11 protein-coding genes are annotated in these 13718 nt (G+C 72.3%); 5 read left to right on the top strand and 6 right to left on the bottom strand.

The window, feature by feature from the left end:
• The first annotated feature begins 48 nt into the window (after positions 1–48).
• From ACIBUY_RS19740 to ACIBUY_RS19730, 3 genes are all read left to right on the top strand, one after another.
• On the top strand, positions 49–519 hold the full coding sequence (locus ACIBUY_RS19740; RefSeq protein WP_399153481.1) for an ATP-binding protein: 471 nt from the start codon (positions 49–51) through the stop codon (positions 517–519).
• 343 nt (positions 520–862) lie between these two features.
• Positions 863–1819 (top strand): sigma-70 family RNA polymerase sigma factor, encoded by a 957-nt coding sequence (locus tag ACIBUY_RS19735; protein WP_399153202.1) that lies wholly within the window; start codon positions 863–865, stop codon positions 1817–1819.
• A gap of 201 nt (positions 1820–2020) precedes the next feature.
• Positions 2021–2554, top strand: a complete 534-nt coding sequence (locus ACIBUY_RS19730) for an AAA family ATPase (RefSeq protein WP_399153480.1) — start codon at positions 2021–2023, stop codon at positions 2552–2554.
• A gap of 62 nt (positions 2555–2616) precedes the next feature.
• Here the strand turns inward: ACIBUY_RS19730 and ACIBUY_RS19725 are convergent, their stop codons facing one another.
• Both ACIBUY_RS19725 and ACIBUY_RS19720 read right to left on the bottom strand, forming a co-directional pair.
• Entirely contained in the window at positions 2617–3492 is an 876-nt protein-coding gene (locus ACIBUY_RS19725; RefSeq protein WP_399153201.1) for a RimK family alpha-L-glutamate ligase, read from the bottom strand.
• Positions 3493–3499: 7 nt separating this feature from the next.
• Positions 3500–3901 (bottom strand): helix-turn-helix domain-containing protein, encoded by a 402-nt coding sequence (locus ACIBUY_RS19720; protein WP_365575073.1) that lies wholly within the window; start codon positions 3899–3901, stop codon positions 3500–3502.
• Positions 3902–3985: 84 nt separating this feature from the next.
• Here ACIBUY_RS19720 and ACIBUY_RS19715 point away from each other — a divergent pair, with 84 nt between their 5' ends.
• Positions 3986–4645, top strand: a complete 660-nt coding sequence (locus ACIBUY_RS19715) for an NAD(P)-dependent oxidoreductase (RefSeq protein WP_399153200.1) — start codon at positions 3986–3988, stop codon at positions 4643–4645.
• On the opposite strand, the gene ACIBUY_RS19710 is transcribed toward ACIBUY_RS19715, so the two are convergent.
• Positions 4618–5829, bottom strand: coding sequence for an MFS transporter (locus ACIBUY_RS19710; RefSeq protein WP_399153199.1), 1212 nt, complete (start codon positions 5827–5829; stop codon positions 4618–4620). The two genes, ACIBUY_RS19715 and ACIBUY_RS19710, sit on opposite strands and share 28 nt — an antisense overlap.
• 211 nt (positions 5830–6040) lie before the next feature.
• On the bottom strand, positions 6041–6829 hold the full coding sequence (locus ACIBUY_RS19705) for a hypothetical protein (protein WP_365575064.1): 789 nt from the start codon (positions 6827–6829) through the stop codon (positions 6041–6043).
• A gap of 132 nt (positions 6830–6961) precedes the next feature.
• Between ACIBUY_RS19705 and ACIBUY_RS19700 the strand changes: the two genes are divergently transcribed.
• The gene (locus ACIBUY_RS19700) at positions 6962–8443 is read left to right on the top strand and encodes an acyl-CoA synthetase (RefSeq protein WP_399153198.1); all 1482 of its coding nucleotides are present in this window, start codon (positions 6962–6964) and stop codon (positions 8441–8443) included.
• Positions 8444–8651: 208 nt separating this feature from the next.
• Here the strand turns inward: ACIBUY_RS19700 and ACIBUY_RS19695 are convergent, their stop codons facing one another.
• Entirely contained in the window at positions 8652–9527 is an 876-nt protein-coding gene (locus tag ACIBUY_RS19695) for an LLM class flavin-dependent oxidoreductase (protein WP_365575058.1), read from the bottom strand.
• A gap of 403 nt (positions 9528–9930) precedes the next feature.
• Positions 9931–13617 carry a S8 family serine peptidase gene (locus ACIBUY_RS19690; RefSeq protein ID WP_399153197.1) on the bottom strand — a complete coding sequence of 1229 codons (3687 nt, stop codon included), beginning with the start codon at positions 13615–13617 and terminating at the stop codon, positions 9931–9933.
• Between the last annotated feature and the right edge of the window lie 101 nt (positions 13618–13718).

Here is a 13718-nt window from a genome sequence, read left to right as displayed (position 1 = left end):
GCGGGCGGACATCCACCGTCGCCTACGAGGGGACCTGCGACCGTGAACATGGACCTGCCGCCGACCCCCACGGGGGCCATCAGACACCTGTGGCAGACGGACTACACCATGGTGTACCGGTCGCTCCCGCTGATCCGACTTCACGCGCGCCGCCAACTCGCCATGTGGGGCTGGCCCGGAGACCAACAGGACGCCGTCCTGATCATCTCCGAGCTGGTCACCAACGCGATCAACTACGGCCGGGTCGTCGACGCACTCGTCGCCGTGCGCCTGGCGTACCTCGGCTCCGGGGGCCTGCTGGTCGACGTCTCCGATGCGGTCGGCGCGTTCCCCGATTTCGCGAACCTGGTCCGCGGCGACATGTTGCAGGAGGGTGGGCGCGGCCTTTGGCTCGCGCGCCGGCTCGGCGCCGAGCTGTGCTGGTTCCTGCGCGACGGCGGCGGCAAGACCGTACGCGCGCACCTGCCCGGCATCGCTCCGGAGCCGGGAACGTCGCCCCGTCCACTGCCGCTGGCGTGATCGGCTCACAGCGCGAGGTCCCCTCCTGGTCGTGAGGACTGCCGTGCCCGTGCACGGACGGCCCCAGGACCTGACCACCGAGGAGACGGCGCCGTGCCCCGCACCCCGGCCGTACGTTCCGTGGGCGAACCTGCGACAGCCGATGAGACGTTCACCGCCTGCACGCGGGCCATCGAAGCCCTGAGCCGCCCTGCACAGGTCCTGACACCTTTACACCGAAGGAGTGATCGGGGTCACTTTCGCAGCCACGTATCGGACTTGAAGGCTCCCACGTCGTACTGGTGTGTACAGCCGTTCACCGTCTAGGAGCTGCGAAGTGACACCTCACACCGATCAATCTCCCGTGCCCGACGTCCTGCCGCAGCCCGTGGTCGCTGCGGCCCAGGCCGCACGCAGGGAGTTCCTGGTCGCTCTGGAGCCGTTGCGGGGAGAGCTGTTTCGGTACTGCCGTCGCCTGACCGGCAGCGTGTGGGACGCCGAGGATCTGGCCCAGGAGACGCTCGCTCGTGCCCTCACGCGCGCGGCACAGTCACACCAGCCGATCGAGCGACCGATGGCATGGCTGGTGCGGATTGCGACCAACGCCTACCTCGACCAAGTCCGCCGCCCCGCCCCGCTGCTCGTGGAGCCGTCCGAGCGTGCGGCGTTCGCCGTCGCCGATCCCATCGAAGTGAGGGACGCGCTGGCGGAGATGACAACCCTGCTGGCGCCCCAGGAGCGTGCCGCTGTCGTGCTCAAGGACGTGTTCGACCTTCCGTTGAAGGAGATCGCCGCCATGCTCGGCACCACCGAGGGGGCGGTCAAAGCCGCGCTGCACCGTGGTCGGGGGCGGCTCACCGACCCCGACCGTTCCGCCGCGATCGCCCGTCGCGCCACTCCCGATCGGGACACCATCGATGCTCTTGCCGAGGCGTTCACTGCCTACGACCTGGACCGGCTGACGAAGCTCTTCGTCGAGGACGCGGTCAGCGACGTCATCGGCGTGGCCCACGAAGTCGGGCGCGACCAGATCACCGCCGGCTCGCTCCACCACACGCTGTACCTGGAGACCTCCGTCCGCTGGCGCGCCGAAGTGCGGGAGCTGGACGGAGATCCACTGGTTTTGATGTGGGCGACCCCAACCGACGGCGACGGAACCGAAGCGGTCGAGGACGTCCTCCGTGCGGAGGCGGCCGACGGCCGCATCACGACCCTGCGCTGGTACTACTTCTGCCCGGACGTCCTGGCAGAAGTCGGCAATCGGCTCGGCGTCCCGTACCGGAACCACGGGCACGGGCTGGTTCGTGGCCTCGATCGGTAATCAGCAGTGGCCCCACCAGTGTTGGCGGCGGGGTGATGTAAGGCAGTTTTGGCCCCACCGCTCTTCTTGCGGTGGGGACATCGCGACCGGCACCGACTCCTACCGCCTCGCCCACGCGCAACAACGAGCTCAGGCCCAATGGCAGCGATCATCCCGACCATCAACCGCACGTCCCGTCATCAACTCCGGCAGCATGACTGCATGCTCATCGTGATCGGCGGACTGCCTGCAACAGGAAAGACGACCCTCGCACGCCTGCTGGCTGCACAGATCGGTGGGGTTCACCTGCGGATCGACACCATCGAACAGGCCATCGTTCGTTCCGGCCTGGCTCACCACCCCATCGGACCGGCCGGCTACGTCGTCGGATACGCCCTGGCCGAGGAGTATCTCCACCAAGGTCTGACCGTGATCGCGGAGTCGGTGAACCCCCTTGCCGTCACCCGCAACAGCTGGCGGGACGTGGGGGTCAAGGCAGCCGTCCCCGTCGCCGAGGTGGAAGTGATCTGCTCCGCCCCGGCAGAGCATCGGCGCCGTGCCACCTCACGCTCGGTCGACGTCCCCGACCTGCCACTGCCCGACTGGCAGCAGATCCTCGACCGCGACTACGAACCATGGGACCGCGAGCGCATCGTCATCGACACCGCCCAGCAGGACCCACAGCAATCGCTCGCCGTCCTCCTCCGCAGCCTTGATGACCTTCGGCCCACGCCACACAACCCGCCCCCCGCCTGATTACAGGGTGGGGCCACACAAGGCTGTCAGCCGGAGCCAGGGGCAGAGGTTCGCGTTGCCCTCTATGCCGCCGCCTTCACGATCGCCGCCGCGACCGCGCCCACCGAGCCCGGGTGCACCGCGCTCAGGAACAGATTCGGCTCGACCAGTTCCAGCTCCATGACGCAGGGGCGGCCGTCCGCGCCGTCCACGAGGTCGACCCGCGCGTAGAGCAGGCGCTCCGCACCGCCCGGCACCGTCGCCAAGGCCCGTTCCGCGACGGCGAGTTCGGCCTCGGTGGGCTGCCAGGGCTCCAGGGACGGGTGGGCCGTCTTGCGGGTGTCGAACGCGACGCCGGGTGACAGGACCGCGCCCTTGCGGATGGAGTGCAGGAAGCTGCCGCCGTAGAAGAGCACGGCCCGCTCCCCCGTCACGTCGATGCCGTCGACGTACGGCTGCACCATCGCCGTGAGGCCTTCCTCGTGCATACGCGCCAACTGGCGTAGTGCGACGGCCTGTTCGGCCGGGGTGTAGCGCGCCGCGTAGCGGGCTCCCGCCCCGGCCGTCGGCTTGATCACGTAAGGGCGGTCGGCCGGAAGGGCAGGGGCGTCGCCCGGCGCGACGTACGCGGTCGGGACCGTCGGGACGCCCGCGGCCGCCAGGTCGCCGAGGTAGCGCTTGTCGGTGTTCCAGCGGAGCACGTCGACGGGGTTCGCGAGCCGGGTCGCGGCGGCGCAGCGCGCGGCCCACTCCAGGAACTCCTCGCGCCGCCAGCTGTAGTCCCACGTGGAGCGCACCACGGCGAGGTCGAAGTCCGCCCAGTCGACGTCCGCGTCGTCCCACGGCACGGCGACGGCGTCGGCCCCGGAGTGCCTCAACTCCTCGACGAGCAGCGGCAGATCACGGTCGACGGGCTGGTCGCCCCGGGGCCGGTAGGTGGCGAGGGCTATGCGGGACATACGGGTGCTACTCCTTGGTGTGCTGTGCCTGTGCGTGCTGTTCCTGCGTGTCCGCCGCCGCCCGTCTGGCTTCGAGCAGCTGCGGCAGGTGCTCCTCGCTCCAGGCGCGCGCGGCATCGATGATCCCGGTCAGGGTGTGGCCGAGCGGCGTGAGTGCGTACTCGACGCGCGGCGGGTTCTCGTCGTACGCGGTCCTGGTGACGAGCCCGTCGCGCTCCATGGCGCGCAGGGTCGCGGCGAGGACCTTGGGGGTGATGCCGCGCAGCGGCTCCCGCAGTTCGCCGAACCGGCGCGGCCCGCCTTCCAGGCAGCGCACGACCATGCCCGTCCACTTGTCCCCGATCCGGATCGGCATCACGGACGACGGGCACCGCGGGTCGAACATCTCCGGGTCGAGGGGCGTGGCCATGCCACGAGGCTAACGCGGCGGGCGCGGCCGGTGCCCGCCGGTTTCGTTGCGGTAACCGGTGGGCCGGGGGCTACGGTCCCCGCCATGACCACCGACTTCAGCATTCTGGTAGTGGGCGCGGGCGGCCGGGCGGGCCGCGCGGTGACCGCCGAGGCACGGGCCCGAGGGCACCAAGTGACGGCTGTTGTACGGGACTTGGGGAGGCATCGGCATCTCGCGGCCGACGGCGTCGAGCTCGTCGCCGGTGACGTCACGGATGCCGGACGCATGGCGGAGCTTGCCCCGGGGCACGCGGCGGCGGTGCACGCCGTCTCCCCGTTCTCCGGGCCCGAGCAGGGGTTCGCCGGGCTCGACCCCGAGTTCTTCGTGAAGGCGGCCGACGCGCTGCTCGGCTCGGGGGTGCCGCGGCCGCTGTTCATCGGGCTGGCGGCGAACCTCCTCGACGCCACGGGACGGCCCGTCATGGAGGACCCGTCCCGCTTCCCCGCGTTCATCCTGCCGTTCGCCCGCGCGCACACCGCGGGCCTCGACCGGCTGCGGGCCGCGGACCCGGCCCCCGACTGGCTTATGCTCACCCCGCCCGCGGGGCTCGACGCGACGCTCCCGCGCACCGGCCGCTACCGGACGGGCGGCGACACGGCACCCCCGGACGACGTCCCGTTCTCGTACGCGGATCTGGCGGTGGCGGTGCTCGACGAGGCGGAGCGGCCGCGTCATCACCGCACGCGCATCTCCGTCTTCTGAGCCTTCTTCCACAGCGGCTTCTGAGGCGACGCGGCGAGCACGGTCATCCCGAGGGCCGCCGCCGCCCCGATCGCGAACCCCGCGTGCGGGCCCGCCTTGTCCACCGCCCGCCCGGCGAGCGCCGCGGCCCCTGCCGAGCCCGCGGCGCTCGCCGAGCCCAGCCAGGTGAAGGCCTGGGTGAGCGCGGCGCCCGGCACCGCGGCCTCCGTGAGGAGGGAGGAGAGGACCAGGAGTACCGGTACCGCGAGGCCCGTCAGGGCGAGGGCCGCCGCGACCGGGAGCGGGGCGTCGAGCACCAGGAGCGGGAGACTCGCGAGGGCCAGGCAGGCGGCGGCCACGGTGAGCTGCCTGGTAGGTGGGGCGGCCGTGCGCCTGGCCCCGTAGAGCCAACCGCCCACCAGATTCGTGCAGTTGGAGACCCCGTACAGCAGCGGCGCCAGGTCGGGCGTGCCGCGGCCGACCGCGTACGCCGTCACCGACACCTGCATCGCGCCGAAGAAGACGCCGAGGGCGAGGGTGAGGGCGACGAGCCGGGCGAAGGCGGGGCGGAACAGCGCACGGCCCGCGTGGCGGCGCTCGGCGCGGCCCGCGACCGGTGGCGCCGTGCTCCGCTGCACGGCGAGGGCCAGGCTGCCGCCGCTGACGAGACCGACGGCGAGCAGCACGCCGAGGCGCGGATGCCCGGCGGCCCCGACGGCGCTGACGAGGGCGGGTCCGGCCAGGAAGGACAGGCCGTTGGCGAGGGCTTCCAGGGTGAAGGCGCGGGGCAGCGCGGCCTCGTCAGCGCCGTCGGGTCCGCGCAGCAGCGCCGCCCAGCGGGCCGCGGAGCACGCGCCGAGCTGCGGCAGGCTCGCTCCGGCGAGTGCCGCCCCGACGACGGTGCCGGGGCCTGTGGCGAACAGCAGCCCGATGGCTCCCGCGTGCACCGCGGCGGCGCAGGGCAGGACGCGGGCCTGCCCGAACCGGTCGGCGAGACGGCCGAGTTGGGGCCCGCCGAGCGCCTCGGCGAGGGCGAAGCAGCCGGTGACGAGGCCCGCGTCGGCGTAGGAACCGGTGCGGGCGTGCACCAGCCAGACGATGCCGAGCCCGGTCATGGCGAGGCCGACGCGGCCGACGGCGGCGGCGAGGAAGAAGCGGGCGGCACCGGGCATCCGGAGCAGGGTGAGATAGGTCGCCGAGGGCACGGCGCGTCCCTTTCGCCGCACGGCGGGACGCGCTCACACGGGGTCGTCGGCGTCCGGACGTGCCGACCCGTGAGCGCGCCTGGAGCCTTCCGGTTCGGACGGGGAGCGGGGACGCGCACTCCTCGCCGGCTCCGTCACCGGGCAGTGGTGTGTCGTGGGTGACGTGTGTTCGGTACGAATGTTCGGTACGAGCCTAGGTCGGGCAGCCCGTTCACCGCCAGAACTTCGCGAGGACGCCTTCCTTGAACGGCTGCGGGGACACCGCCAGATCCCCGGCGAAGGGATGGTCGAGGGTGAGGCAGAGCAGCAGGCTGACGCCGATCAGCGCGGCGACCGCGGCGACGAACATCAGCTGGGCGCGCAGGCTCTCGATGCCGTAGAGGAAGGTCAGCGGGAGCATGACGAGGGCGCCGCCGTAGACGAGCACGTCGAGCAGCATCGGCAGGGACTGCTCGGCGTCGGCGAGCCGGGTGCGGCGGGCGGAGGCGACCTCGCCGAGGGTGGTGACGGCCTGCGCGTAATACGTCTTCTCGGCCTCGGTCCTGGGCTCGTAGCTCTGGAACACCGTGTAGAGGCCGACGACTTGGGGGTTGGTGAGCCCGGGATCGGGGCGCCCCTCGCGCATCAGCGGCCACTGCTTGTCGACGACGGCGTGCACGTACGCGTCCATGGCCGTGGAGACCCTGCGCTGCTGCTCCGGCGGGAACGCCTCGGCGTCGCGCAGCACTTCGGCGGTCTGGCTGGCCTCGGCGGCGACGTTGGTACCGGCGTCGTTCAGGCCCTCCCACTCGGCGACGACGACGAAGGCGAGGATGATCCCGTAGATCGCGGCGTACATGCCGAGGACGACGCCGATCATCTCGTTGTACGTACCGCTCGCCAGACGCGGAAATCTGCGCCGCACCAGGGTGCAGCCCGCGAGGGCGACGAACACGGCGCCGCCGCCGAGGAGAAGGGCGAGCGCGGCGGTGCTGAAGTTGTTGAGCAGCCAGATTCCCACGCCCGCGTAACGGGTGCCGCCCCCAAGGGTTACGCAAGGGCGCTCGGCTAACCTGCCAGCGCCGATCCGCCGATCCGCCAAGCCCGTACCGCCGATACCCGTACCGCTGAGCCCGTACCGAGGAGCGTTCCCGTGCCCCGTCTCCTGCCGGCCCTGTCCGACACCCCCGACCGCCCCGCGCTGCGCTTCGGCGACCGCGCCCTCAGCTACGGCCAACTCGCCGCGGCCGCAGCGCCGTTGGCGTCCCGGGTCAGTGGCTCGGCGCGGGTCGCCGTGTGGGCGACGCCGACCCTGGAGACCGCGGTCGGCACGGTCGCGGCACTGCTCGCGGGCGTGGCCGTCGTCCCGGTCAACCCGAAGTCGGGCGACAGCGAGCTCGGGCACATCGTGGCGGACAGCGGGCCGGAGGCGGTGCTCGCGGCGCCGGACGTCCCACTCCCGCCCGCGCTGGCCGCGTTGCCCCGCATCGACATCGACCTCGATGTCGACATCGACGTACGGGAAGAGAACGAAGCAGGGGCCGTGCTGCCCGACGAGCCCGAGGATCCCGAGACGCCCGCCTTCGTCGTCTACACCTCCGGGACCACGGGCCCGCCCAAGGGTGCCGTGCTGCCGCGCCGCGCCGTCTCCTCGACCCTCGACGCGCTGCGCGACGCCTGGCGGTGGACGGAGCGGGACACGCTGGTGCACGGCCTGCCGCTGTTCCACGTGCACGGGCTGATCCTGGGGATCATCGGCCCGCTGCGGCGCGGTGGCGCGGTGCGTCACCTGGGGCGTTTCGACACGGGCGGCGTGACGCGCGAGCTGACGTCCGGGGCGACGATGCTGTTCGGGGTGCCCACGATGTACCACCGGATCGCGGAGGCCCTGCCCGCCGATCCGGCGCTCGCGAAGGCGCTGGCCTCGGCACGGCTCCTGGTGTCTGGGTCCGCGGCGCTGCCCGTCCACGACCACGAGCGGATCACGGCGGCCACCGGGCAGCGGGTCGTCGAGCGGTACGGCATGACGGAGACCCTGATGAACACGAGCGTGCTCCCGGACGCCGAGCCGCGGCCCGGCACGGTGGGCGTGCCGCTGCCGGGCGTCGAGCTGCGGCTGGCCGAGGAGGACGGGACGACCGAGGTGCCGGCCGGCGATCCGGAGGCCGTGGGCGAGATCCAGGTCCGCGGGCCGAACCTGTTCCTGGAGTATCTGAACCGGCCCGACGCGACGGCGGCCGCGTTCGCACCCGGCGGCTGGTTCCGCACCGGCGACATGGCCGTGCGCGAGGACGACGGCTCGGTCCGCATCATCGGGCGCAAGGCCACCGACCTGATCAAGAGCGGCGGGTACAAGATCGGGGCGGGCGAGATCGAGAACGCGCTCCTGGAGCACCCCGGCGTCAAGGAGGCCGCGGTCACCGGGGCCCCCGACCCCGATCTCGGCGAGCGGGTGGTGGCCTGGATCGTCCCTGAAGACGCGGAACAGCCGCCCGGCGAGCGGGAGTTGGCGGACCACGTGGCCGCCCGCCTGGCCCCGCACAAGAGGCCCCGCACCGTCCACTACCTGGCGGCCCTGCCCCGCAACGACATGGGCAAGATCCTCAAGCGGTCCCTGCCCCGAGCCACCGAATAAACGAACAAGGGAGCAGTTGTTCCCGCGAACAGGTGGTCGTGGCGCCAGAAATTGCGTGAGGCACCGGAGACCAACGATGCTTACGGTGCGCAAGCAACGGGCTGCAGACCGTAGTTGACGCGCACCCGGCCCATGTCCCATACAGGGCCGGGGTGTTGGTCCCACACACAAGCACCATCGCAAGGAGAACGCGTCACCATGAACCTGCTCACCGACATCCTCGCCGGCATCGTCCACTTCGTCGGATGGCTGGTGTAACACCGTCGGACGCCAGCGCGGCGCCGTCTCTCCCGGTCCCACGGGGAGGCGGCGCCGCCGCGTTTTCCAGACCCCGCACCTCCGCGCCCACCCGGAGCACCTCGTCCGGCTCGGGGCGGCCCGACAGTACGAACTCGTCGACACCCAACCGCCGGTACTCGCGCACCAGTTGGGCGGTCCGGCCGGGCGCGTCGGCCACGTTCATGCACAGCGCGAAGCGCAGGGCGGGGTTGCGGTCGCGCAGGCGCGCGATGCGGGCGGCGACGGCGCCATGACCCGCCGAGCCGCTCACCACATGGACGTCGGCCCGGCGCGCGGCCACGTTCTCACCGGCCCCCGGCGTGCCGCCGAAGTACAGCGGCACCTTGTGCTCCACGGCCGGATCGGCGAGCCGCGCGCCCTCGACCTGGACGTGCTGGCCCTGGAAGGCGATGCGCCGCCCGTCGAGCAGGTCGCGCAGGGCGGCCATCACCTCGTCGGTGCGGCCGTAGCGCTGATCGTGCACCGCGCGGTCCCCGTCGCGCGCGGTGACGTGCAGCCGCAGCCGCCCGCCCGTGAACCGGCGGAAGGCGTCGGCCTGTTGGGCGAGGAGCGTGGGGCTCGCGGCCCCGGCCCTGACCCCGACCAGGAAGGCGAGGCGCTCGGTCTGCCCGGCGAGCACGGAGGCGAGCTGCCACGGGTCGGCCCTGCCGGGGCCGACGGGGGCGAACAGCGAGGTGAATCCCGCCTGTTCGGCGGCGCGTGCGAGCTGCACCGGCCTGCTGATGTCGGCGCGATCGCCTCCGGCGGGCAGGAACCAGTGCAGCAACGGACAGTTCTCGGGCATGGGCACCTCGGGCCTACGAAGGGGTGGCAAGGGCGGTGCGGTGCGACGCCCGGGCGACGGCGGGCACGCGGGAGAGCGTCGGAAGTGAGCCGGACGTGAGCCGGACGAGACCGCTACGGGGTCAGGGGCTGAGCGGGGGCTTGCTGCTTCAGCAACCGGCCGTACGGCGACGCGAGTCGGCCCGACACAGCATCGTCGCGACACGCAGCAGATCCACGTGACGACGCGAGACGAGTACGGGGGCCATGCCCGCATCCTGTCCGTGCCCCGCCGCCGCCACAACCCTGCGACCACATGACGGACTTCGGCGTCTCACCCCTCGACATGTCCCGGAACGCGCCGAGGCCCGGCACGGAGGAGCTCCGCGCCGGGCCCGGCCCACTCTCTTTCCCTGCTCGGACGGCTACTTGACGCCCACCGCCCGGATGATCTCCTGCGCCACCGACCCGCCCCGGTCGTCCTTCAGCGAGGCGCGCAGCGAGATGTACTGCGCGTCGCGCGGCACGCTCAGGCTGCCCTTCCACGAGGCGCCCCGGCCGCCGCCGAGGGCCACGGACGTCCACGTCCTGCCGTCGTCGTACGACACTTCGAGCGTGCCGCCGCCGATGGTCCCGGTGTCGGGCGCGCCCTTCACGTACTCGCCGTAGATGCCGACCGGGACGCGGGTGCCGCCGCGGACGTCGCCCGCGAGGTCCGTGTCGACGTCGAAGCCGAGGTTGATCAGCGGCAGGAACGTCCACGTGTCTTCCGGGGTCGCGGCCGACTTGAAGGTCCACTCGGCGTGGCCCTTGGTCGACAGCTCCCAGCGCGCCGGGTCGAGCGTGGTGTCCGTGGCGACCCTGTACGTGTGCTCGGCCGGGTCGGCGTCCCACGCGTAGGCGCCGGAGCTCTTGCGGCGGTCGACCTGCACCCCGTCGACGTACACCGACGTGTACTGGTCCATGCCGGTGGTGTCGCTGCTCCACGCGTCGCCGAAGCCGGTGTGGTCGGGACCGGAGTCGCCCCAGCCGGGCGTGTTGAACTGCAGGGTCGAGCCGGAGCGCTGCTGGCCCCAGCCGAGTCCGCTGCCCAGCCACGGGTGCCAGACCGGCTTGAACCAGTCCAGTTCCTTGTGCGTGCCGCCCTTGTACGTGACCAGGCCGCTGCGCTCCTCGAGATCGGTCGGCCCGGTCTGCACGGACTCCATCCACTGCTGTCCCGTGCCGGTGGAGACGTAGTCGGTGCGCTCGGCCGGGTAGGCGATCCTCTCCAGGAAGCCGAGGCCGATCGGGAACGTGTCCGTGATCGAGTACCGGAACTCGCCGCCGTCCTGCGGCTTCACCGCGTGGAACTTGGCGTCCAGGACGGCCAGGTCACGCCCCGTGGGCGCGTAGGCCAGCGAGCCCTTCGGCACCGTGCCCTTGTGCTCGTCCGTGAGGTCGTACACCCACGGCGTGTACCGCGTGCCGGTCATCGACAGGGTGCGGCCCGCCTTGGCGAGTTGCGCGAGCGTGGCGCCGCCCGCCGCGTCGAGCGTGGCGATCTGCAGCGGCCGGTCGGTGCCGTCCTCGGGCCCGAACCAGGCGCTGAGGCGGCCCGCCTCGTCGTCGGTCACGAACAAGGCCTTGGCGCCCGCGTCCTGGGCGGCCTGGGCGAGTTCGGCCGGGGTGAGCGCGTCGCTGCGGCGCACCAGGACGGCTTTGCCGCGCACGTTCTTGCCGGTGTAGTCGGCGGGTGCGCCGGCGCCCGCGTCGACGACGGCCAGTCTGCTGCGGCCCTCGATGAGCGTGCCGCCGCCCTGCACGGTGGCCTCGCGGACCCCGTCGACCTGCAGCAGCGGCTTGCCGAGGCGCCACACGGTGCGGTACTCGAAGCTGCCCTCGCTCACCTTGTGGGTGGGTGCGGCGAAGACGCTGTCGTACTTGAGGGGCAGCTGGACGGCGTTCATGAGCTCGGCGCCGTTCGCCTTGCGGTCGGCCTCCATGACGAGCTGCCGGGTCTCGGTGGTGCGCCGGACGTCGGCGGTGATCTCCTTCAACTGCCGCCCGTCCAGGGTGATTTCGCGGTCCCGGTCGAGCTTGATCTCGGGGTCGGACAGATAGCCGAGGCCGAGCGAGTCCTTGCCGTGGCTGCCGTGGACGTCGAGGAACGAGTCGACGTAGTACGTGCCCGGCTTCAGGCGCAGCCGGACCGTGCCGGAGTCGCCGACCTGGTACGGCATCGGGTCGGTGTTCGCGGTCAGTTGCTGCACGGCGAGGTACGCGGCGCTCGGGTCGCCGCCACGGTCCTTCACGTGGACGGTGAGCGTGTACCGCTCCTCCTCCTTCACCAGGCCGAACGCGGTGTGCGCGACGGCCTGTCCGCCCGCGCTCGCGACGATCTGCCCGCTGGTGTTGCCGACGGGCGCCTTGGCGCCGTCGCCGGTGACCGTGGTGGAGGCGGTGCCGTGCGCGGGGACGGTGAGCGTGCTGTCCTTGAGCGTGGCGACGCCGTCGGCGCCGCCCTGCACGGCCAGGTTCAACTCCACTGCGCTGTCGGAGGAGTTGGCGTACGTGACGGTCCTGGTCACCGGCTGATTGCCGTCGTAGGGCCACGTGTAGTAGCCGAGGTCGGCGCTACCGGTGGCGGTGACCTTCGCCGAGACGGCGTCCGGCACGCTGACCCGTCCTGTGCCCAACTCGTAGGCGGAGGCGTCGAGTTGCTTGCTGGTGGACATCAGGGCGTCCTTGAGCTGCGCGCCCGTCCAGTCCGGGTGTTCCTGGGCGAGCAGCGCGGCGACACCGGCGACGTGCGGCGTCGCCATCGACGTACCGCTCATGGTGGTGTACGCGCCTTCGCCCGGGACCAGGGAGGAGCGTGCGGCCAGGATGTCGACGCCGGGGGCCGACAGGTCGGGCTTGAGGGCGTTGTCGCCCAGGCGCGGGCCCTGGCTGGTGAAGTAGGCGGCCTGGTCGGACGCGTCGACGGCACCGATGGTCAGCGCGGCGTCCGCGGCGCCGGGCGAGCCGATGGAGGTGGGTGCGCCCACGTTGCCGGCGGCGATGACGAACAGTGCGCCGGTCTCCTGGGACAGGGAGTTGACGGCGGCGGCCATCGGGTCGGTGCCGTCGCTGGCCTCCTGCGAGCCGAGGCTCATCGAGATGACCTTGGCCTTGACGTCCTTGGCGGCCCACTCCATGCCGGCGATGATCTGCGACTCGGTGCCGGAGCCCGCGTCGCTGAGGACCTTGCCGACGGCCAGGGTGGAGTCCGGGGCGACGCCCTTCTCCTGGCCGTCGGACGCGGCGCCGGACCCGCCGACGGTCGAGAGCGTGTGCGTGCCGTGGCCGTTGCGGTCGGCGACCTCCTCGCCCTCGATGAAGGACTTGGACTCGGTGACGCGCGAGGCGAGGTCGGGGTGCGTGGCGTCGTAGCCGGTGTCGAGGACGGCGACCTTCACGCCCTTGCCGGTCAGGCCCGCCTCCCAGGCCTTCGGGGTGCCGATCTGCGCGTTGGACTCGGCCATGTCGGCCTTGACCTGCCCGTCGAGCCACACCTTGCCGATGCCGTCGGCGAAGTGGCCGTCGGTGGTGGCGGCGTCCCAGAAGGTGCGGCCCTTGTCGGCGTCGAGGGCGGCGCCGCCGATGCTGCCGAGCGCGCGCGTGCGCTCGGCCCCCTTCGGTACGGCGCGGGCGGAGCGGGCGGCCCTGCCGGTGTACGTGACGATGAGCGGCGTCGCGTCGGCCCTGGTGTCGGCGAGGCCCTGCCGGATCAGCTCGCTGACGTTGAACAGGCGGGCGTCGAGCGTGCCCGCGGCGAGGTAGGGCCTGGCCTCGTCGGGCACGACCGTGACGTCACCGTGCGCGACCTGGGTGCGCACGGCGCCGGTCGCGCCCTTCGCCCGGTCCACGGTGACGGTCTTCTTGCCGCCGCCGAGGTCCGTGACGGTCACCTTGTCGCCGGTCACCAGGGTCACGGTGTGCGCGGCGCTCACCGCCTTCGTCGCCTTCGGCGCGGCTGCGGGGGTGGGGGCGGCCTGGGCGTGGCCGCCGGGCAGCAGCGCGAACGCGATGCCGGCCGACAGCAGGGCCGCGCCGCGTCCGGCGGTAGGTCCCGGTCTCCTCGTGGTCATCGTCGCCTCTCTTCGTAGGCTCGTACGCCTCGGTTCGGGGGTGGTCCCGAGTGCTGTGAAGAGTGTCAATGTGCTTGTGTTGCGGGCGAGTTGACGGGGGC

The sequence above is a fragment of the Streptomyces sp. NPDC050085 genome (genome assembly GCF_044460595.1).
Lineage (GTDB): Bacteria > Actinomycetota > Actinomycetes > Streptomycetales > Streptomycetaceae > Streptomyces.
The sequence above is the reverse complement of the archived record's forward strand: the minus strand, read 5'-3'. Positions and strand labels throughout refer to the sequence as shown.